The following is a 17,231-nucleotide window of genomic DNA, read 5'->3' on the forward strand; positions in this document are numbered from 1 at the left end:
GTGGTAACAATCTGGCATCCGTGTGTTTCACTGTCACCTGATGGGGTAGCTGCCCGTCGGAATCAGCACGGCAGGAGGCAACACATGGGAGTGGACGCCGGAACCGCACCGCCCGCACGGGCAGGGGCGGCGGGCGACGACAAGCGGCTCAAGAAGCACTTCGGGCCGATCGGGCTGCTGTTCACTGCGGTCGGGTCGGTGATCGGGTCCGGGTGGCTGTTCGGGGCGCTCGACGCGGCGGAGCTCGCCGGACCGGCGGCGATCGTCTCGTGGGGCATCGGCGCGGTGATGTTCGTCCTGATCGGGATGACCTACGCCGAGCTCGGCACGATGTTCCCGCACTCGGGTGGGGTGGCGCGGTTCCCGCACTACTCCTTCGGGTCGTTCGCCAGCTTCTCGATGGGCTGGGTCACCTGGATCGCCGCCGCGGCGGTGTCGCCGATCGAGGTGCTCGCGGTGGTGCAGTACGCCACCAACTACCTGCCGTGGCTGGAACGGCTCGACGCCGACAAGAACGCCGTGCTCACGCCCGCCGGCACGGGGATCTGCATCGCACTGCTCGCCGTGTTCGTGCTGGTGAACTTCTTCGGTGTGCGCTGGTTCGCGCGGATCAACAACGTGCTGGTGTGGTGGAAGCTCGCGATCATCGCGCTGGTGATCGTCGTCTTCCTCTTCACCGCGTTCGACGGCAGCCACTTCAGCTCCTACGGTGGCTTCGCACCGTATGGCGTGCACGGCATCTTCTCCGCCGTCGCCAGCGCCGGCATCGCCTTCTCGTTCTTCGGGTTCCGGCAAGGCGTCGAGCTGGCGGGGGAGACGTCGAACCCGAAGCGCAATGTGCCGCTCACCCTCATCGGCTCCGTCGTGCTCACCGGCGTGCTGTACGTGCTGCTGCAGATCGCTTTCATCGGCGCCGTCCCGTCGGACGCGGTCGCGAAGCAGGGCTGGGTGAACGTCGGCACGAACTTCAGCACCGGTGGCGACGTGCTCGCCACTTTCGGGCCCCTCGCGGCGATCGCGGGCGTGCTCGGCATCGGCTGGCTGGCCGCGTTGCTCTACGCCGACGCGATCATCTCGCCCGGGGACACCGGCCTCATCTACACCGGCGTCACGGCCCGCATCTCCTACGCGATGGGCCGCAACCGCAACGCGCCGTCCGGCCTGGCGAAGGTGAACAAGACCGGGGTGCCGTGGGTGAGCCTCATCCTCGCGTTCATCGTCGGCTGCTTCTTCTTCCTGCCGTTCCCGGGCTGGAGCCAGCTCGTCTCGTTCGTCACGAACAGCACGGTGCTCTCGTTCGGCTCGGGCCCGCTGGTGCTGCTCGCGATGCGCCGCCAGCTCCCGAACCAGGTGCGCCCATTCCGGCTCGGCCGCGGCTGGGCGGGGGTCATCGCGTTCCTCGCGCTGTTCTCCACCAACCTGATCATCTACTGGACCGGCTGGGACACGAACTGGAAGCTGTTCGTGGTGATCGTGTTCGGCTACGTGCTGATGGCGCTCAACCAGGCGCTGGGCAAGGGCCGCACGCCGCGGATGGACTTCCGCCACGGCTGGTGGGTGCTGGTGTGGTTCGCCGGCCTGGCCCTGATCAGCTACCTCGGCAACTACCCGGAGGCAGACAAGCACGCCGGCAACCTCTCGGTGCTCGACTTCAACCTGGGTGCGCTCGCGTCGCTCGTGCTGACGGTGATCGTCATGGCGCTCGCTCTGAACAGCGCACTGCCCCAGGAGCGCGTCGAGGAGATCCTGGCGGAGCACCGCGAGGACGACGACGCCGCGGGCGAGGCAGCTCTGCCCTGACCTCTCCCCGGGAACTGGCCCCGTGCCCTGCGGGGCCAGTTCCCGCGGTTGTGGGGCAAACTGGACAACCATGACCCGTCCGAGACCGGCGAGCGGCTCCGCCGACGTCGACACCCTCACCGACGCCGTCCTGACCGCGTCCCGGTTGCTCGTGGGCGTTTCGGTCCGCTCCATCGCCGCGGTGGGCGATCGCGTGACGTTGGCGCAGTTCCGGATGCTCGTCGTGCTGCACACCCGGGGACCGCTCAAACACGCCGTGCTCGCCGACCACCTGGGCGTGACCCCGTCGACGGCCAGCAGGATGGTCGACCGGCTCGTCGCGGCGGGACTGGTGCACCGGCAGCACAGCACGGTGTCGCGCCGCGAGATCGTGCTGGCCGTGACCGAGGAGGGCGCCCGCGTCGTCCGGCAGGTCACCGCCCGGCGCCGGCGCCAGATCGCGAAGATCGTCGCCAAGATGCCCGAGGAGCACCGCCGCGGCCTGGTGGAGGCCCTCACGGCGTTCACCGAGGCCGGCGGCGAACCCCCGGCGGCCACGACGCCGGAGGGCATCTGGGGCTGACCGTCTACTGTGGAACGTGTGTGATCGCGGCGCCGCGAGGGTATCCGCGCGCATGACGAAGGAGTTCCGCAAAGGCGACCGCGTCCGGTGGGACGCGGGCAACGAAAGCTCGGTCGGCACCGTCGAGGACGTGCTCACGACCGAGACGGAGGCGGGCGGCGGGCACGTCAAGGCATCGCCGGACGCCCCGCAGTACCTGGTCCGCAGCGAGAAGACCGGCCGGACGGCGGTGCACCACCCGGACAAGATCCACCCGGCCTGACCCGGTCAGCCCAGCGTGACGGTGCCGGGCAGGCTCAGCGCGGAGAACCCCGAAACATCCACACAGGACACCCCGCGCTTGTCCACGATGACCATCAGCACGCCTTCGCAGTGGCTGCAGCGGCCCACGATGCCGGGCGCGTCGACGTAGACGTGGACTTCGGCCAGCGGCCCGGTCGCGCCGCAGTGGGCGCAAGTACCGTCGGCGGCGGTCACCTCGTCGCCGAAGACGGTGCGGAGCGTGCCGGCGATCGCGTTGCCGTCGAGCATGGCCATCACGTCCCTTCGGGTTGACCGGAAGCTACACCCGGCGGACCCGCGGTGGGGACCGGTTGAAAAGCCGGGTGTCAGCGGGTTTCGGGAGCCCGGTGCCGAGCGCTTCCCGCAGCACGGCGGCCGCCTGGGCGACCGCGCCACGGCAGGCGCGGGTGCCGGCCAGGGAATTGAGCACCATGAAGTCGTGGATGACGCCGGCGTAGCGGACGGTGGTGGTGCGGACGCCGGCCGCGCGCAGGTTCGCGGCGTAGGACTCGCCTTCGTCACGCAGCACGTCGGCCTCGGCGACGAGCACGAACGCCGGCGGCAGGCCCGCGAGCTGGTCGCGCGTCGCCCGGTTGGGCGAGGCCGTGATGTCGGCGCGCTGGGCGGCGCCGGGCGCGTAGGCGTCCCAGAACCACTCCATCGCCTCGCGGGTGAGGGAAAAGCCCGTCGCGAATTCGGCGTAGGAACCGGTGTCCATCGCGGCGTCGGTGACCGGGTAGTACAGCGATTGGTGGACGAAGTGGACGTCGCCGCGGTCCTTGGCGAGCAGGGTGAGCGCGGTGGCCAGTGCGCCGCCCGCAGAGTCGCCGGCGACGGCGAGGCGGGCCGCGTCGAGCCCGTGTTCCGCGCCGTGGGCCGTGATCCACTGCGCCGTCGCGTAACCCTGCTCGAGGGCCACGGGGTAGCGCACTTCGGGTGAGTGCGTGTACTCCACGAACGCGATGGTCGCACGGGCGCCGGTCGCGAGTTCGCGCACGAGCCGGTCGTGGGTGAGCGCGTTGCCGAGGATCCAGCCGCCACCGTGCAGGTACACGACGACGGGCAGGGCGCCGGTCGCGCCCGCGGGCCGGACGAGCCGCACCCGCACGTCGCCGGCCGCGGCGGGCACGGTCACCCACTGCTCGGCCACCTCGGGTTTCGCGATCGGCCCCGACTGCAAGTCGACCAGCACCTTTCGGGCGGCCTTCGGCCCCAGCTCGAACAGGAACGGTGGTGCCGACGCGGCGGCGGCCACGGCCTCGGCCTCCGGCTCCAGGACGACCTCGGGCATGCGCGTGCTCCTTCCCTGTTACGAACGTGTCGACGATGCCAGAGCGACCGCGGCCGAACACCTGTCGAAGCCCCGGGCTCGCACCCGGGCGTCGGGCGCCGGCCCGGGTCCCGGGCACCCGGGGGTGCCACGGGTCCGGCCGGGGGCGGGTGTGGGGCTCACTGGAGTGAGGCAACCGGCGCACACCAGGCCGCGGGAACGGACCCGGGGCCAGGCGCCGACGACGGGGTGAGCAGGTGTTGTCCCATGACAGTGGTTCAATTTGCCTTGCACGCCCGGGACATCCCGGTCCTGGGCGACGACGCCGTCACGGAGGCGGACCACGCCTACGGGCACCTTGCGCAGACCGATCCGGTGCTGCGGTCGCTCGTTGAGCGGTTCGGCCACCCGGACCCGTTCGGGCGCCGCGAAGAAGCCGGCCGGGGTGACCACTTCGCCGCGGTGGTCCGGTACGTCACGCTCCGCCCGCTGCACGCGCCGCCGACGTCGATCCTGTACGCCAGCCTCCGCCGCGCCACGCGCGGCCACCCCTCGGCGGCGCGGATCGTCGCCCTCGGGGTCCGGCGGCTGACGGCTCTTGGCCTGCCCGCCGACGACGCCGCCCGCGTCGTGCGGCTCGGCCACGCTCAGCTCTCGGGCGAGGTGGACCTGGCCACCGTGGCGGGCCGCAACGACCGCCAGGTCCGTGAACTCCTCGCCGGCTATGGGTTTCCGCGCCGCGTGGCCGACCTGTTCCTGATCCGCCGCCTCGGCCGTCCCGACGTGCTGCCCGTCGACGACCCCGCACTCGCCCAGGTCGTCTCGGACATCTGGGCCGGTCCCGTCGACGTGATCGGCCTGGCGTGGGCGCCCTACCGCACTTACGCGGCCGCGCTGCTGCAGGCGTTCGCGCGGGAGATGGCCCACGCCGCTGACAGGACCCCGCGATGACCGCCGCGGCCGGCAGCGACCCCGACCGCCGCACTCCGGAGATCGCCATCCCGCTGCACACACAGTGGACGCAGGTTGCTCCGTGCTCGGTCTGCCGGCACGCCACCGAGCAGACCTTCGTGCACCGCAACGCCTCCGCCACGCGCTTCGCCGCCAGGTGCTTGCCCTGCGGCGCCTGGAACGTCGTGACGGCCGCCTGGGGCTGGGCGAGCGACGACGTGCTCCCGGTCCTGCTGACCTCGAGGCAGGAACGGTGATCCCGCTTCCCGGGTCCGGGAACGGCCCCAGACCCGGGACGCGAACCTGACGGGACGGCTCCGGCAGAGCCGGCTCGTGCTGCCGGCCGGTGGCTGAACTGCCGCGGTGGCGTGGTGGTCAAGGAGGAATGAGCCGCGATCGCCAACCCTCGCGGGTCGGGACACCGGCCGAGAGAGGGGCCGACGCACCGCACCCGCAGTTGTTTCAGAGAAACTCCGGAGCGGCTTCTCGGGGCGGGGCGCTCCGGCAGCGAGCGGCGTGCCCACCGGCCGCCGCGCCTCGGCGGCGGCCGAGCCGCGGCGAATCGCTCCGGCGGCGTGAACCAGGTGCGTTGGCCGGTCGGGGCTCCGGTGCTGACCGGCTCGGCGCGCGATGGCTCAGCCGCCCGCCAACGCGGGCCCAGGCGCCCTCTCGAAGTCACGTCGAGTTTGGCGCGGCTCAGGTGCCATTCCACCGTGCGCGGGTTGAGCACGAGCCGGGCGGCGACCTCGTGGTTGGTGTGGCCGTCGGCGGCCAGGCGGGCGATGCGGGTTTCGTGAGCGGTCAGCGCGCCGGGTCGCGTCGCCGGCGGGTTCACCGGTGGCGAGGAGTTCGTGGTGGGCCCGGATGGCGAATCCGTCGGCGGCCAGGCGGGTGAGCGCGTCCAGCGCCGGCCGCAGCGCGGCCGGCGCGTCGACGCGGTGGTCGGCGCGGCGGAGCCACTCGCCGTAAGCGAGCTGAGTGCGGGCGAGCCACAGGGGCTGCCCGCTGCGCTCCAGGTGCGTCACGGCGTTCCAGTACAGCGCGTCGGCCGCGGGGCCGGTTTTGAGGAGGGCCGGGACCGCGCGGCGAGGCCGAGGGCCAGCGCGGTGCCGCTCGGGCAGGCGCGTTCGAGGCGAAAACAGCTGACGGAATCGGCCGGGCTCATTCCCGGGAACGATCGGCCGCGTCAGCGGCCCGACCAGGTCGGCGGGCGCTTCCCGAGGAACGCGGCGACTCCTTCGGCGCGGTCGTCCGTCTCGTCGACGCGCCTCGCCGCCTCCGCGGTGAGGTCCCAGCCGCGCTGCTCCTCACCGTCGACCAGCGCGGCCATCGCGTGCAGGGACTCCGCCACCGAGACCGGCGCGTTGGCGACGATCTGCTCCGCCAGCCGCAACGCCGCGGGTTCGGTCTCGCCGGGTTCGGTCAGCTCGTTGACCAGGCCCAAGGTGTACGCGCGCTCGGCCGTCAGCGGCTGCCCGGTGAGGAGCAGTTGCTTGGCGATGTTCACCGGCAGCGCGCGCTGGGTGCGGAACAGCGCCCCGCAATCGGCGACGACGCCCAGCGACACCTCCGGCAGCGCGAACTTCGCCGTGCGCGCGGCGACCACGAGGTCACAGGTGAGCACGATCTCGAACCCGCCGCCGTACGCGAAGCCTTCGACGGCGGCGATCAACGGCGTGCGGCGCTCGCGCCTGACCACGCCGTAGCTGCCGCCGCGCGGGGTCGGCTCGCCGCGGCCGTCCTTGAGGTCGGTGCCGGCGCTGAACGCCTGCGGGGTTCCGCACAGCACGCCGGCCCACAGGTCCGGGTCGTCCTCGAGTTCGTTGAGCGCCGCGTCGAGCCCGGCGGTCGCTGCCGCGTCGACGGCGTTGCGCTTCTCGGGCCGGTTCAGGCGCACGACGAGGATCCGGCCGTGCCGCCGCGTGTCCACCACCATGTCCGCGCCTCCTGCTCAGTACGTCACCCACCGCACCACGTTGCCGACATCTTCCCGGCTCGTCCGGAACCCGTTGGCGGGGTGGGCGAGATCCGGGCGCCCGAACGAGACGCCGAACAGCACCCGGCGATCGGGCGCGAGGCCGAAGTGGTCGCGCACGAAACCGCCGTGCATGGCGATCGACGCCTGCGCGACGGTCGCGACATCCCAAGCTTTGCGCGGTCGGCAGCACGTGGTGGCTGCCGCAGCCGAACGCTCCGTACAGCCCGAGGTCGGAGTCGGTCGTCACGATGGCCACGTGCGGCGCGCCGAACAGCTCGAAGTTCTTCTGCGCCTGGGCCGCCGGCCCCGCGCCGTCGCCCCTCCGGACGCCGACCGTCGCGAAAGCTGCCAGCCGACCTCGCGCCGCCGCTCGAGGTGCACCCCGGTGTACCGCGCGGGCGACGCGAAGTCCGGGGTTTGCCCGGCGACCGCCGCGTGCTGCGCCAGCGCCCGCCGGAACCGCTCCGTGCCGGCGCCGCTCGTCACGACGACCTGCCACGGCTGCGTGTGCACCAGGACGCCGACCGCTGCGCGAGCGCCGGCATCCGCTCCACGACGTCGGTGGGTACCGGTTCCGCGGTGAACGCCCGGCGGCTCCAGCGGCCGGTGATCAGCTGGTCGAGGGGTTTCGGCCGTGGCGGTCGTCCGGGCCTCTCCTTTTTGGTGATCTCTTACCCGGCGGCGAATTCGGTGAACGGCAGAAAGTGCGCCGCGAAATAGGTGTGGCGCACTTCCCGGCACAATTCACCGAGGGCTGGAGGTAGCCCCGGGGAAATCAGTCCCGCATGAGCCAGTAGTGCACGGTGCCCTTGTCGTCGACCGTGACGGGTTCGCAGTGCGTGGTGTCGTTCGGGTGCGCGACCAGGTAGAGCGCGCGGGCGGCCTGGCACGCCGGCTCGTTCGCGTACGACGCGATCGGCGTCGAGGCCGAGGCGGTGGCGGTGCCGGCGAGCAGCAGCGCGCCCGCGATGAGGCCGGTGGTCGCGGCGTTTTTGACCTTGCTCGTGAGGTGCACGGGATCTCCAGTGTCGAAGATTGGTTTCGGTCCTGGTGATCATCACACGGAATCGGCGGCATTCGGCTGGATTGCGCGAGGTGGGGTGAAAAGCGGGAAACAAGAGTGCCTTTCCCGGCGAGCGGCTATTCACGCAAGGCTGCTGCCCGGCGGATCTTTCCGGTGACCGTTTTGGGCAGTTCTTGGGCGTATTCGACGATGCGGGGATACGCGTGCAGCCCGACTTCGCGGCGGACGAGGTCCTGCAGCGCGGCGGTGAGGTCGGCGGTGGGCACCACGCCGGGGTGGGGACGACGACAGCGCGCACCACCTAGCCGCGGTTCGGGTCCGTGGCCGCGACGGCGGCGGCTTCGAGCACGGACGGGTGCGTCGTCAGCACGGCCTCGACCTCGCCGGGGCCGACGTGGTAGCCCGCGGTGACGATGATGTCGTCGTCGCGGCCGATGAAGTGCCGGCGGCCGGTCTCGTCGCGGCGCACGACGTCCATGGTGCGGAACCAGTCGCCGTCGACCAGACGGGACTGCCACAAGGTGGCGGCGTTCGCGTACGTCGCGCTCAACTGGAACGGCGGGCGCCGGAACACGATCTCGCCCTGGCCCGGCCCGCTGATCACCTCGCCGGTCTCCGTGAACAGGCGCGCCTCCCACCCGGGGACGACGGCGGACAACGAGCCCGGCGCGAGGTCCGCGTCGTCGGCCGCGAGGTCGGCGACCATCATGCCGAGCTCCGTCTGGCCGTAACCGTGGCGGATGGGCGCGCCCGTGAGCTGCCGCCACGCGTCCGCCGTCGCCGCGTCCAGGGGCTCGCCGGCGCTGATCGCGGCGCGGATCGACGGGGCCACTCCGCGCTCGCGCGCGGCCGCGATGAGCCGGCGGTACGCCGTCGGCACCGAGGTGACGCACGTGACCTGCTCCTGCTCGATGATGTCGAGCCAGGCGTTCGCGTCGAAGTCGCCCGCGTACATCACACGGGTGAGGCCGCGGACCATCGGCGCCGCGCCGGTGCTCATCAGGCCGAACGACCACGCCGGATCGGTGGTCGTGAAGAGGATGTCGCCGGATTCCGCCGCGACGCCGTGGTCGAACCAGGGAAGCAGCGCGAGCACGCCGGAGCGGGGGATCGCGCACCCCGTCGGTTCGCTCGTGGTGCCGCTGGTGAACATGACGACCGCCGGATCGTCCGCCGCGGTCGGTGCCATCGGGGTCGCCGGGTGGTCCGCGCTCAGCTCCGCGAGGAAGTCGTGGTCGCCGGCCTCCGGGCTCGCGCCCACGGTGTAGACGATGACGTCCCGCCTGAGGTGCGCGCGAGCCGCCTCCAGCACGGACCGCCACCGCGCGTCGACGACCACCGCCTCGGCACCGGCCGAGTTCAGCCGCTGCGCGACCGCCTCCGGGCCGAACCCGCAGAAGAGCGGCACGTACGTCAGCCCGGCCCGCCACGTGCCGATCGCCGCGATCCACGCCTCGACCTGCCGGCCGAGCAGAGCCGCCACCCGCGCACCGCGCGTCAGACCCGCTGCGGCGAAAGCGTTTGCGGCCCGTTCGCCCTGCCGTGTCAGATCGGAGTACGTGTAGCGCTGGGAGCTCCCGTCGGGCCCGCGGACGATCAAGGCGAGCCGGCCGCGGTCGCTCGCCCAGCGTTCGCAGCACTCGTGCGCGAGGTTGAACCCCGCGCCGGGATCCTGCTCCAGCGTGCCCAGCACCCGCCGCCACTCGGCGTCTTCGTGCTCACCCACACGGACCTCCTCCTCGTCGAGAGTCCGGACCTGGCTAACGGTGGACCGACTGATCGATACAACTCAATGACGGGCAAGTGTTCGGGCTGTTAGGCGGTTGACTGGTTGGACGGCTCGCTTGCGTGTACCAAGCGTTCCACGACCGACCACGTCGTTGAGTCGGTTGTCGTTCGAGGGCGTTCTCGCTTCCGGTCATGCCGGGGCCAGACCTTCCCGAGCGGGCGGCCAACCCTCAGACGTCCACGGCCGGCCGGATGTTGGCACCCGGCCGGAAGACGTTCCCCGGGTCGTACTCGGCCTTGATGCGCGCCAGTCGCTCGAACTTGGCGGCACCGTAGGCCGCCCGGACGCGGTCCTCGTCGTAGTCCGCCATGAAGTTCACGTGGCCGCCGGTGCTCGACGCGTGCGGCGCGAGTGCGGTCCAGAACCGCCGTACCCAGTCGCGCTCCGTGGCGTACAGCTCCGGATCGGGCGCGATCGTCGCGATGTTCACCGCGAACTTGGGCGTGCGGGTGCCGCCGAACGCCGTCGTGTCGTCGGAGACGGCCGTGTACGCGTCGCGCAGGGGCAACATCGGCGTGATGGACAGCGGCGCGGACTTCTGCGGCTGGTACTCGGCGATCACGTCGAGCACCTCGTCGCTCAGCGCGTCGACGTACAGCGCCTTCTCATACGCCAGCATCCCGCGCGGCGAGCCGGGGTCGATCAGCTTCTGCAGTTCGACGTAGGGGATCGGGGACACCAGCTCGAATGCGGCCGGCAGTCCACTTCGGACACCCGCGACGACGTCCGCGTGCTGCTCCGGGCCTTCGAAGCCCGCGACGACCAGTGCGTACCCCGGCGTCAGCTGCAGTTCGGGCGGTACGAACGGCGCCGGCGGCGCGTTGAGACCGGTGATCATCGCGCCCATGGCCGGCGGCAGCGCCATGACCGTGTCGCGGATGAACCGCAGCGCCTCGATTCCCTGCTCGATGGGCCAGAAGAACAGGCCCAGTTGCACGATCGGGCCGACCGGGTGGGCGCGGAACTCGAACCGCGTCACCACGCCGAAGTTGCCGCCACCGCCGCGCAGGGCCCAGAACAGGTCGGGGTGCTCGTCGGCCGAAGCGTGCCGCCGCACGCCGTCGGCCGTGACGAGCTCGGCCGAGAGCAGGTTGTCCACGGTGAGGCCGTGGCGCGCGGTGAGCCAGCCGACGCCCCCGCCGAGCGTGAGCCCGCCGACCCCGGTGTCGCTGACCGTGCCACCCGGCACGGCGAGCCCCGCCTGCTGGCCCGCGGCGTCCACTTCGGCCCACGTGCGGCCGCCGCCGCAGCGGATCGTGCGCGCGGCCGCGTCCACGGTGATCGCGCGCGGCGCGCTCAGCTCGATCACCACGCCGTCGTCGCAGACGGCGTCTCCCCGCGTTGTGGCCGCCGCCCTTCACGCTCACCGCGAGCCCGTGCTCGCGCGAACGCGAGCGCCGACGCGACGTCATCAGGCCCACCGACCTGGGCGATCAGCGCCGGGAAGCGGTCGACACCGCCGTTCCACACCGTCCGCGCGGTGTCGTAGGCGCGTCGGCCGGAGTCAGCGCAACGCCTGCCGACCGCCGGCGCAATGCGGTGTAGTCCTCGATCCCGAGTGTGGTCATGGCGCCCCTCCGGCTCCGGAAGCCCCCAGTATCAGCAGGTCTCGGAGGCGGCTTCAAGCACGGATCAGCCGGCCGGACCACCGGAATCGGCCGTGACACAGCCCGGGTTTTCACCGCACGTACTGCGGGTTTCGCCGCATCCGCTCATCTCCGTCCGAAGCGGACAGTTCTGTTGCCGCCCCTGGCGCACCGGCAGTTCCGCGGCGCGGGCGCGGGGGGACAAAGCCGTTCACCCGGCGTCGGGGCCGGGTGAACGGCATCTGGGGGTGTCCCTCCCTATGTGGTTGTCAAGCCGCAACGGGGGCGGGTGCTGGTTCGGGGCGCGGTAGTGGGTGCGGTTGCGGAGTATGGCGTACAAGACGTCGCAGCGGCGTCGGGCCAGCTAGCTGCCTTGCTCGGGCTGCTTCGGTGCAGCGCGAGGCCAGGTGCGCGTCGGGGGCCTCGCCGCGGCGGGCTTGGCCTGCGCGGGAGGCGGTTTTTGTGGCGCGGCGTCAGGTTTGGGTGGGGGTACCCGCGGTGGCTTGCGTTCCTCCAGCGGGTGGTGCGCTCCCGCTACCTCGGGTTGGCCGGCCATTGCCGGCCGCTCGCCTGCCGCCGCCCGCCGCGGCGGCAGGTTGGCGGGGGTGATCTCGGCCTGGCCGGCGGTCGTCGCCCGCTGCTCGACTGGTTTCGGCTGAGCGTCCGGAGCGCTCCGCGGGGCTGCGCCCCGAGATTCACCGCCTGCTGCGGCGACCGCCGTGCCCACCCCGATTGCGATGGCCACCGGCCATTCGATCAGTTCCACCGCGGTCAGCACCCCCAACGCACCGAAGTACAGCAGCTGCCGCCGTGGTGGCAGGAACGACCGGGCGGTCTCCAGGGCCGCGTTCACCTCGCTGCGCGCCGGCTTCGGAATCCGGGGTAGATGCACATCGGGCGCCCGGAACACGGCGTGCCCGAAAGGGAATCTCACTCTGGTCGTCCGGGGCTGCGCCTGCTTTCCGGCGGTGCCGACCGTGTCCGTGGCCATGGCTCCTCCCTCTGCCGACCGACCGCGACCGCGCCCATGTTACGAGCCGCTGAACGTCGGCTGAAGTCACGATCAACGACCGCGACGACGAGGATTTCACCGCGACCGCCACTGATTCGTCCGCCTGACTTTGCCGGGTCACCCGCGGTTGAGTGGCGCAGCGCAGCTCCCTCCGTTGGGCCAGCCTGATCAGCAGTGGAGGTCGGAGTGGGTGTTGACCAGAGCGTTTGCAAGGCAGGCGACGCGGGTTGCTCCGGCGAGTCGGTGGCGCGGTTGGAGCAGGCGCTAGCGTCGCAACCGGTGATTGATCAGGCCAGGGCATGCTGATGCTGCAGCGCAGCTGGTCGGCCGATGAGGAGCTCGGCGCGCTCCGCGAGGTCTCCCAGCGCACGAACGTCAAGCTTCGCGACGTGGCTCTCGTGCTCGTCGCGACCGGCGGCCGCACCGAGCTGACCATGCCCGAGGACATCGTGTACCGGGTGCGGGTTGAGGTTCGTCGCATGATCCTCAGCCGCGCGTTCGAGCGCTGAGGCGCTTGGCGCCGGGTGTGGTGGATCCTGGGAGGACCATCGCAGGTTGTCCGCGTTACCGATCGCACCCGTGTCGCGTGGTTCTGCGACGGTGGCGGGTGGGCGCGAGAATGCGGAGATGCAGGTACCCGACCCGAGCGCAGACCCCGGCCTGGCCCCCGCGGCCGTTCCGGCCGCGGACGTGCAGGTTCAGCCCGTCGGCACGGCGATGGTGCTCGCCGCGCGCGGTGAGTTCGACGTGCTCACCACCCCGAAGCTGCAGTGGGCGCTGGAGCAGGCGCTGGCCGAGGCACCGGCCGTGCTGGTGCTGGACCTGACCGAGACCACGTTCTTCTCCTCGGCCGCGCTGGGCTGTCTGATCGATGCCCGCAACCGGTCGGCCGAGAAGATTTCACTGCGGCTGGTCGCGCCGCGCCACCTTCGCCGCAACCTGCAGATGCTGGGCATGGAGCCGTTGTTCCGCCTTTTCGACACCACTCCGGACGCCCTAGCCGCGGCCGACGCGCGACCGTGCGGACCTGCGCGCCGGGGCGGTTGGGCGGAGGATGGACTGGGTGCAGCCTTCCGAACACAGATATGCCATCAGCACCGGCCCGCCCGTGGGTGAGGTGGCCCTTCGACATACCAGTGGCGGGGTGGTGATCGTCGCCCGTGGGGAGTTTGACGCGATCACCAGCCCCGCGCTGCGCGAGGCGGTCCATGGTGTCCTGGCCGAGGCGCCGCCGGTGCTGGTCATGGACCTGACCGGGACCGTGTTCTTCTCCTCCGTGGCGATCGGCGTCCTCATGGATGCCGTGCTCACTGCCGGCGAGCGCACCTGCGTGCGGGTCGTGGCCGCCCGGCCCATCCGCCGGACCCTGCAGATGCTGGGTCTGGACCCGCAATTCGACTACTTCGACACCACCCAGGAAGCCCTGACCGCCCCGGCCTGAATGATGGCCACCAAGGGTCGTGCATATCCGCGTCACCGGTGGGTACGCGATGACGTGCCCCATCACCAGCCCGCGAAGCAGCGAACAACCAAGGGGTGAGCGCCCGATGTGCCCGGCAAGCGACCCGGCCGACGATGGTGCGCCGGCGTTGCGTCTGCACCGCCCAGCCCGGCTCCAGGACGCCTCCGACCTCAGATACGTCCTCACCGGCTGGGCCCGGGCCCGTGATCTGCCCGAAGCGTTGATCGCCGATCTCGAGCTAGCGGTCTACGAAGCGCTGGTCAACTCCGCCGAGCACGCCTACCCCGACGGCACCACCGGCACCCTCCACCTGCACGCCCACCACGACGACCACACCGTGCGGGTCACCGTCACCGACCACGGCCAGTGGCGGCCCCAGCCGGCCCCTGACCCGCTGCGCGGCCGCGGACTGCCGCTGATCCACCTGCTGGCCGACCATGCCGAGATCACCGCCACCGACCAGGGCACCGTCATCACCATGACCTGGCAGCTCACCCGCGACCGGGCCTGAACGGGACTTACTGACGTCGAGGACTGCATGACCCAGCCGAGCGGGTCGGTTTACAGGCCAGTCAAAAGTGTGTCGCGGCCCGCCGCGGTCCCTTGCGCGTGAGCCGCGACACATGCCGGCGGTTCTCGGCCGGCGTTACCGTGGGCGAGTGTTGAGTGGATGGTTCGAGGGCCGGGCTCGGCGGTATCTGGCGGATTTGGCCGATGAGCTGGGGATGACGGGACTGGCGGGGATGGCCGCGGTTCCGGCGCTGGCCGCGGCGGTGGACCAGCACGCCGCGGCGGTGCGCGACATCCTCGTGCTGGGGGTGGAGGGTTCGGCGTCGGTGGCCGCGGCGGTGCTGCTGGCGTCCTACGCGCGCGGGCTGATTGAGCAGGTCGAGCTGGATTCCGGTCGTGCCTGGTCGCCCGCCGTCGATGCGGCCGGGTGGGCGATGCCGTCGTGGCTGCAGCTGCGGTTGCTGGCGGTGTGCCAGCTCGCCCGCGGGCACCGCTCCGGTCCGCTCACCGACGATCAGGCCGGGCTGCCCTCGCTGGCCTGAGCTGCGTGGCCGGGCCGCGAGCGGCCCGGCCACGCAGCCGGGGGCGATCAGGGCCGGGTGCCGGGCGGAGGGACGTCGTCTGCGGTCGAGCGGGCGTGGTCCGGGGCAGTGTCGCGGGCGGGCGCTGTGGTGGTGCCGGCCGGTGTGGCGGATGCCTCCGTGGGCGCTTCGGAGCGGGCGGCTGCGTCTTCGCGGCCACGCTGGCGGGCCTGTCCGGCCGCGCGCGGGATCTCCTCGTCCACGCGGTCGAGCCAGCGCTGCCAGCGCTGTTGCATCGGCCGGATCAGCCCGCCCCCGAAGCCCACCACGGCGATGCCGCCGATGGTGGCCAGCACGGTGACCAGGACCGGCGTGGTGACGGTGGTGGCGATCCCGATCTGGTTCACCGCGGCGATGATGCCCAGGCCCCAGATGAACACCGAGGCGATCGTGGCCAGCACCTTGCCGTAGGACGCGCCGGACAACACTCCGGAGATGAGGTCCTTGACGGCGCGGGCGATGGCGGCGGCCACGACGATGATGATGATCGCGACGGCCGCGCGGGGCAGCCAGGCGACGATCGCGGTCAGCAGCGCCGACACCGGGTTGGGGCCCCACACCCCGAACGCGATCTCCAGGGTGATCAGCAGCAGCGCGTAGAACAGCAGCTTCGAAATGAGGTTGGAGGCGTCGAACTTCGACTTCTCCAGCATCGTCTTGATCCCGCCGCGCTCGACGAGGCGGTCGAACCCGACCCGACGCAGGACCTTGTCGACCAGTTTCGCGATCGCCTTCGAGATCAGCCACCCGATGACGAGAATGATCAGGAACACGACCAGTTTCGGCACGAAAGTCGCGACGCTGGCCCACGCGTCGGAGATGCCACGCCCGACATCAATGGCGGCCAATGAGTAGGTGGCCATGATATTTACTCCTTGCACACTTCATGGGTGTCCCCGACGGCTACCCACATTCGGGTTCCCACTACCCCTCGGCGCGCGCGATACACGCACGGTTCCCAGTGACTTTTCAAAAAAGATCCTGCCAAGACGCTCGGAAATTCACGTGATCGTCGCGGTGGCCGGGCGGTGACCACCACGCGCGTGTGAGGTGAGGCGTGTCCTTGTAGACCGTCACCCGCCGCTGACCACCGGTTTCGCCACGGGGGACTCTGTGGGTGGCGCGCCCGGTCTGCGACCGCAGATCACGGGCCAAGCCCGGCCCGCTCACCCGACGCTGACATTGGGGACGACGGTCGTCGCACGACGATGGCGGTCGCTTGGTCGTGCCGTACCGTGGGTCTTCAGCGGTGGCGGCACAGTCGGCCGTCTTCCCCGGCGGAGACAGGAAGATCGGCATGACCAGCGAGCAGGAGTGGCAACGCGACAAAGCCTTGTTCGTCGAGGACAAAGGTGGGCACGCTGACGGCCCTGGCCTGCTGGCCGGGCAGTTCGCCGAACTGACGGCCCGTCTGCTCACCGCCCCGACCGTCGACGACGTGCTGCGGCGGGTCCTCGAGGCGACCACCCTCATGGTTCCCTCGGCCGATCTGGCGAGCTTCACCTTGATCGGCCGCGACGGCCGCTACCACACCCCGGAGGAGACCGACGAGGTCGCCATCGAACTGGACCTGCTGCAGTACCGATTCCGCGAGGGACCGTGCGTCGAAGCCGCCGACCCGGCCGGACCAGCCGTCGCCGTCGCCCCCGACCTCGCCACGGAGCCGCGCTGGCCCCGCTGGGCGCCGGCCGCCACCGAACTCGGCATCCGCGCGGTCATCTCCACCGCCCTGATCCCCGGGCCTCCGGCGGGTCCGTCGATCGGTGCGCTCAACGTCTACTCCCGCACCACCAACGGCCTGGACAAAGCCGACCGCGACGTGCTCCTGCTGCTGGCGACCCACGCGTCGTTGGCCCTCGCCACGACCGACGCCGTCACCCGCGCCGAACTGGAAGCCGCCCACCTCCGCGAGGCGATCGCCAGCCGCGACGTGATCGGACAAGCCAAGGGCATCATCATGGCCCGCCGCGGCGTGTCCGCCGACGAAGCCTTCGATCTACTGCGCCGCACGTCCCAGGACCTCAATATCAAACTGGCCGAACTCGCCCGGACCCTCGCCGACCGGCACACCGAACTCGACCTGCCCCTGCGCTGAACCGCACAGGGGTCCGGCCGTGTGGGCGGCGGCGTGGTCATCGCGTGCCCGCTGCGCTCGCTGTGCGTGGGGGAGGCGACCCCGCCCGTCCTGGTGTTTAGAGCGGACGGGGTCTGGATCCGACGTTTCTCGCGCGAGATATCCCGGACCTGACAAGCGTTTACCCGACCAAGAGGCGGGAAAACGTCGGCCGCGGCAATGGTTCGTCCCACCATTGCCCCCGGCGGCGGTGAGCAGGCACTCCGACCCGGCGCACTTCGCCTTTCCCGGCGTCACGCCCTCGGCGCCGCGCGGTCAACGCGGACTCACCGGCCCGTGAGCGGTACTGG

21 protein-coding genes and 1 pseudogene are annotated in these 17,231 nt (G+C 71.4%); 11 read left to right on the top strand and 11 right to left on the bottom strand.

Annotation, left to right across the window (positions count from 1 at the left end):
• Positions 1 to 84: 84 nt before the first annotated feature.
• The 3 genes from I6J71_RS10290 to I6J71_RS10300 all read left to right on the top strand — a co-directional run bounded on the left by I6J71_RS10290 (position 85) and on the right by I6J71_RS10300 (position 2,624).
• Positions 85 to 1,800, top strand: coding sequence for an APC family permease (locus I6J71_RS10290; RefSeq protein WP_204094517.1), 1,716 nt, complete (start codon positions 85 to 87; stop codon positions 1,798 to 1,800).
• Between the two features lie 70 nt (positions 1,801 to 1,870).
• On the top strand, positions 1,871 to 2,362 hold the full coding sequence (locus I6J71_RS10295) for a MarR family winged helix-turn-helix transcriptional regulator (protein ID WP_204094518.1): 492 nt from the start codon (positions 1,871 to 1,873) through the stop codon (positions 2,360 to 2,362).
• Between the two features lie 52 nt (positions 2,363 to 2,414).
• Positions 2,415 to 2,624 carry a DUF2945 domain-containing protein gene (locus tag I6J71_RS10300; RefSeq protein WP_204094519.1) on the top strand — a complete coding sequence of 70 codons (210 nt, stop codon included), beginning with the start codon at positions 2,415 to 2,417 and terminating at the stop codon, positions 2,622 to 2,624.
• A gap of 5 nt (positions 2,625 to 2,629) precedes the next feature.
• On the opposite strand, the gene I6J71_RS10305 is transcribed toward I6J71_RS10300, so the two are convergent.
• Together I6J71_RS10305 and I6J71_RS10310 are read right to left on the bottom strand one after the other, a co-directional pair.
• Entirely contained in the window at positions 2,630 to 2,899 is a 270-nt protein-coding gene (locus I6J71_RS10305; protein ID WP_204094520.1) for a DUF6510 family protein, read from the bottom strand.
• A gap of 25 nt (positions 2,900 to 2,924) precedes the next feature.
• On the bottom strand, positions 2,925 to 3,935 hold the full coding sequence (locus I6J71_RS10310; RefSeq protein ID WP_204094521.1) for an alpha/beta hydrolase: 1,011 nt from the start codon (positions 3,933 to 3,935) through the stop codon (positions 2,925 to 2,927).
• A 246-nt stretch (positions 3,936 to 4,181) separates the two neighbouring features.
• On the opposite strand from I6J71_RS10310, the gene I6J71_RS47915 reads away from it, so the two are divergent.
• Together I6J71_RS47915 and I6J71_RS47920 are read left to right on the top strand one after the other, a co-directional pair.
• The gene (locus tag I6J71_RS47915; RefSeq protein ID WP_239154608.1) at positions 4,182 to 4,865 is read left to right on the top strand and encodes a hypothetical protein; all 684 of its coding nucleotides are present in this window, start codon (positions 4,182 to 4,184) and stop codon (positions 4,863 to 4,865) included.
• Complete coding sequence (locus tag I6J71_RS47920) at positions 4,862 to 5,122, top strand: hypothetical protein (RefSeq protein ID WP_239154610.1); 261 nt, start codon at positions 4,862 to 4,864, stop codon at positions 5,120 to 5,122. The genes I6J71_RS47915 and I6J71_RS47920 overlap by 4 nt, the downstream gene beginning before the upstream one ends.
• A 470-nt stretch (positions 5,123 to 5,592) precedes the next feature.
• On the opposite strand, the pseudogene I6J71_RS47925 reads toward I6J71_RS47920, so the two are convergent.
• The 8 genes and pseudogenes from I6J71_RS47925 to I6J71_RS10350 all read right to left on the bottom strand — a co-directional run.
• A pseudogene (locus tag I6J71_RS47925) lies at positions 5,593 to 5,700 on the bottom strand (hypothetical protein); the annotation flags it as partial.
• A gap of 351 nt (positions 5,701 to 6,051) precedes the next feature.
• Positions 6,052 to 6,801 carry an enoyl-CoA hydratase-related protein gene (locus tag I6J71_RS10320; protein WP_204094522.1) on the bottom strand — a complete coding sequence of 250 codons (750 nt, stop codon included), beginning with the start codon at positions 6,799 to 6,801 and terminating at the stop codon, positions 6,052 to 6,054.
• 15 nt (positions 6,802 to 6,816) lie between these two features.
• Positions 6,817 to 6,975 (bottom strand): hypothetical protein, encoded by a 159-nt coding sequence (locus I6J71_RS10325; protein WP_204094523.1) that lies wholly within the window; start codon positions 6,973 to 6,975, stop codon positions 6,817 to 6,819.
• Between the two features lie 643 nt (positions 6,976 to 7,618).
• The gene (locus I6J71_RS10330) at positions 7,619 to 7,858 is read right to left on the bottom strand and encodes a hypothetical protein (RefSeq protein ID WP_204094524.1); all 240 of its coding nucleotides are present in this window, start codon (positions 7,856 to 7,858) and stop codon (positions 7,619 to 7,621) included.
• A gap of 125 nt (positions 7,859 to 7,983) precedes the next feature.
• On the bottom strand, positions 7,984 to 8,133 hold the full coding sequence (locus I6J71_RS10335; protein ID WP_204094525.1) for a hypothetical protein: 150 nt from the start codon (positions 8,131 to 8,133) through the stop codon (positions 7,984 to 7,986).
• 35 nt (positions 8,134 to 8,168) lie between these two features.
• On the bottom strand, positions 8,169 to 9,593 hold the full coding sequence (locus tag I6J71_RS10340; protein ID WP_204094526.1) for an acyl-CoA synthetase: 1,425 nt from the start codon (positions 9,591 to 9,593) through the stop codon (positions 8,169 to 8,171).
• A gap of 232 nt (positions 9,594 to 9,825) precedes the next feature.
• Positions 9,826 to 10,965, bottom strand: coding sequence for an FAD-binding oxidoreductase (locus I6J71_RS10345; RefSeq protein WP_239154612.1), 1,140 nt, complete (start codon positions 10,963 to 10,965; stop codon positions 9,826 to 9,828).
• A gap of 641 nt (positions 10,966 to 11,606) precedes the next feature.
• On the bottom strand, positions 11,607 to 12,233 hold the full coding sequence (locus I6J71_RS10350) for a hypothetical protein (protein ID WP_204094527.1): 627 nt from the start codon (positions 12,231 to 12,233) through the stop codon (positions 11,607 to 11,609).
• Positions 12,234 to 12,553: 320 nt separating this feature from the next.
• On the opposite strand from I6J71_RS10350, the gene I6J71_RS10355 reads away from it, so the two are divergent.
• The 5 genes from I6J71_RS10355 (at position 12,554) to I6J71_RS10375 (ending at position 14,768) form a co-directional block, all read left to right on the top strand.
• Entirely contained in the window at positions 12,554 to 12,763 is a 210-nt protein-coding gene (locus tag I6J71_RS10355) for an ANTAR domain-containing protein (RefSeq protein ID WP_204094528.1), read from the top strand.
• 91 nt (positions 12,764 to 12,854) lie between these two features.
• Positions 12,855 to 13,370 (top strand): STAS domain-containing protein, encoded by a 516-nt coding sequence (locus I6J71_RS10360; protein WP_204094529.1) that lies wholly within the window; start codon positions 12,855 to 12,857, stop codon positions 13,368 to 13,370.
• Positions 13,309 to 13,695: an STAS domain-containing protein gene (locus tag I6J71_RS10365; RefSeq protein ID WP_370542109.1), complete on the top strand. Its 387-nt coding sequence runs from the start codon at positions 13,309 to 13,311 to the stop codon at positions 13,693 to 13,695. Before I6J71_RS10360 ends, I6J71_RS10365 begins: the two co-directional genes overlap by 62 nt.
• 106 nt (positions 13,696 to 13,801) lie before the next feature.
• A complete protein-coding gene (locus tag I6J71_RS10370) occupies positions 13,802 to 14,227 on the top strand; it encodes an ATP-binding protein (RefSeq protein WP_204094531.1) in 426 nt (141 codons plus the stop codon).
• A 214-nt stretch (positions 14,228 to 14,441) separates the two neighbouring features.
• Entirely contained in the window at positions 14,442 to 14,768 is a 327-nt protein-coding gene (locus I6J71_RS10375) for a DUF6401 family natural product biosynthesis protein (RefSeq protein ID WP_204088998.1), read from the top strand.
• A 47-nt stretch (positions 14,769 to 14,815) separates the two neighbouring features.
• On the opposite strand, the gene I6J71_RS10380 is transcribed toward I6J71_RS10375, so the two are convergent.
• Positions 14,816 to 15,670: a hypothetical protein gene (locus I6J71_RS10380; RefSeq protein ID WP_204088997.1), complete on the bottom strand. Its 855-nt coding sequence runs from the start codon at positions 15,668 to 15,670 to the stop codon at positions 14,816 to 14,818.
• A gap of 434 nt (positions 15,671 to 16,104) precedes the next feature.
• Between I6J71_RS10380 and I6J71_RS10385 the strand changes: the two genes are divergently transcribed.
• A complete protein-coding gene (locus I6J71_RS10385) occupies positions 16,105 to 16,902 on the top strand; it encodes a GAF and ANTAR domain-containing protein (RefSeq protein ID WP_204094532.1) in 798 nt (265 codons plus the stop codon).
• The last annotated feature ends 329 nt before the right edge of the window (positions 16,903 to 17,231 follow it).

Source organism: Amycolatopsis sp. FDAARGOS 1241 (genome assembly GCF_016889705.1).
Lineage (GTDB): Bacteria > Actinomycetota > Actinomycetes > Mycobacteriales > Pseudonocardiaceae > Amycolatopsis.

Bases quoted from the DNA above. Each gene is read 5' to 3' on its own strand.
- I6J71_RS10290 (WP_204094517.1), top strand. From the start codon at position 85: ATGGGAGTGGACGCCGGAACCGCACCGCCCGCACGGGCAGGGGCGGCG.
- I6J71_RS10295 (WP_204094518.1), top strand. From the start codon at position 1,871: ATGACCCGTCCGAGACCGGCGAGCGGCTCCGCCGACGTCGACACCCTC.
- I6J71_RS10300 (WP_204094519.1), top strand. From the start codon at position 2,415: ATGACGAAGGAGTTCCGCAAAGGCGACCGCGTCCGGTGGGACGCGGGC.
- I6J71_RS10305 (WP_204094520.1), bottom strand. From the start codon at position 2,899: ATGGCCATGCTCGACGGCAACGCGATCGCCGGCACGCTCCGCACCGTC.
- I6J71_RS10310 (WP_204094521.1), bottom strand. From the start codon at position 3,935: ATGCCCGAGGTCGTCCTGGAGCCGGAGGCCGAGGCCGTGGCCGCCGCC.
- I6J71_RS47915 (WP_239154608.1), top strand. From the start codon at position 4,182: ATGACAGTGGTTCAATTTGCCTTGCACGCCCGGGACATCCCGGTCCTG.
- I6J71_RS47920 (WP_239154610.1), top strand. From the start codon at position 4,862: ATGACCGCCGCGGCCGGCAGCGACCCCGACCGCCGCACTCCGGAGATC.
- I6J71_RS10320 (WP_204094522.1), bottom strand. From the start codon at position 6,801: ATGGTGGTGGACACGCGGCGGCACGGCCGGATCCTCGTCGTGCGCCTG.
- I6J71_RS10325 (WP_204094523.1), bottom strand. From the start codon at position 6,975: ATGCACGGCGGTTTCGTGCGCGACCACTTCGGCCTCGCGCCCGATCGC.
- I6J71_RS10350 (WP_204094527.1), bottom strand. From the start codon at position 12,233: ATGGCCACGGACACGGTCGGCACCGCCGGAAAGCAGGCGCAGCCCCGG.
- I6J71_RS10355 (WP_204094528.1), top strand. From the start codon at position 12,554: ATGCTGATGCTGCAGCGCAGCTGGTCGGCCGATGAGGAGCTCGGCGCG.
- I6J71_RS10365 (WP_370542109.1), top strand. From the start codon at position 13,309: ATGGACTGGGTGCAGCCTTCCGAACACAGATATGCCATCAGCACCGGC.
- I6J71_RS10370 (WP_204094531.1), top strand. From the start codon at position 13,802: ATGTGCCCGGCAAGCGACCCGGCCGACGATGGTGCGCCGGCGTTGCGT.
- I6J71_RS10375 (WP_204088998.1), top strand. From the start codon at position 14,442: ATGACGGGACTGGCGGGGATGGCCGCGGTTCCGGCGCTGGCCGCGGCG.
- I6J71_RS10380 (WP_204088997.1), bottom strand. From the start codon at position 15,670: ATGGCCACCTACTCATTGGCCGCCATTGATGTCGGGCGTGGCATCTCC.
- I6J71_RS10385 (WP_204094532.1), top strand. From the start codon at position 16,105: ATGACCAGCGAGCAGGAGTGGCAACGCGACAAAGCCTTGTTCGTCGAG.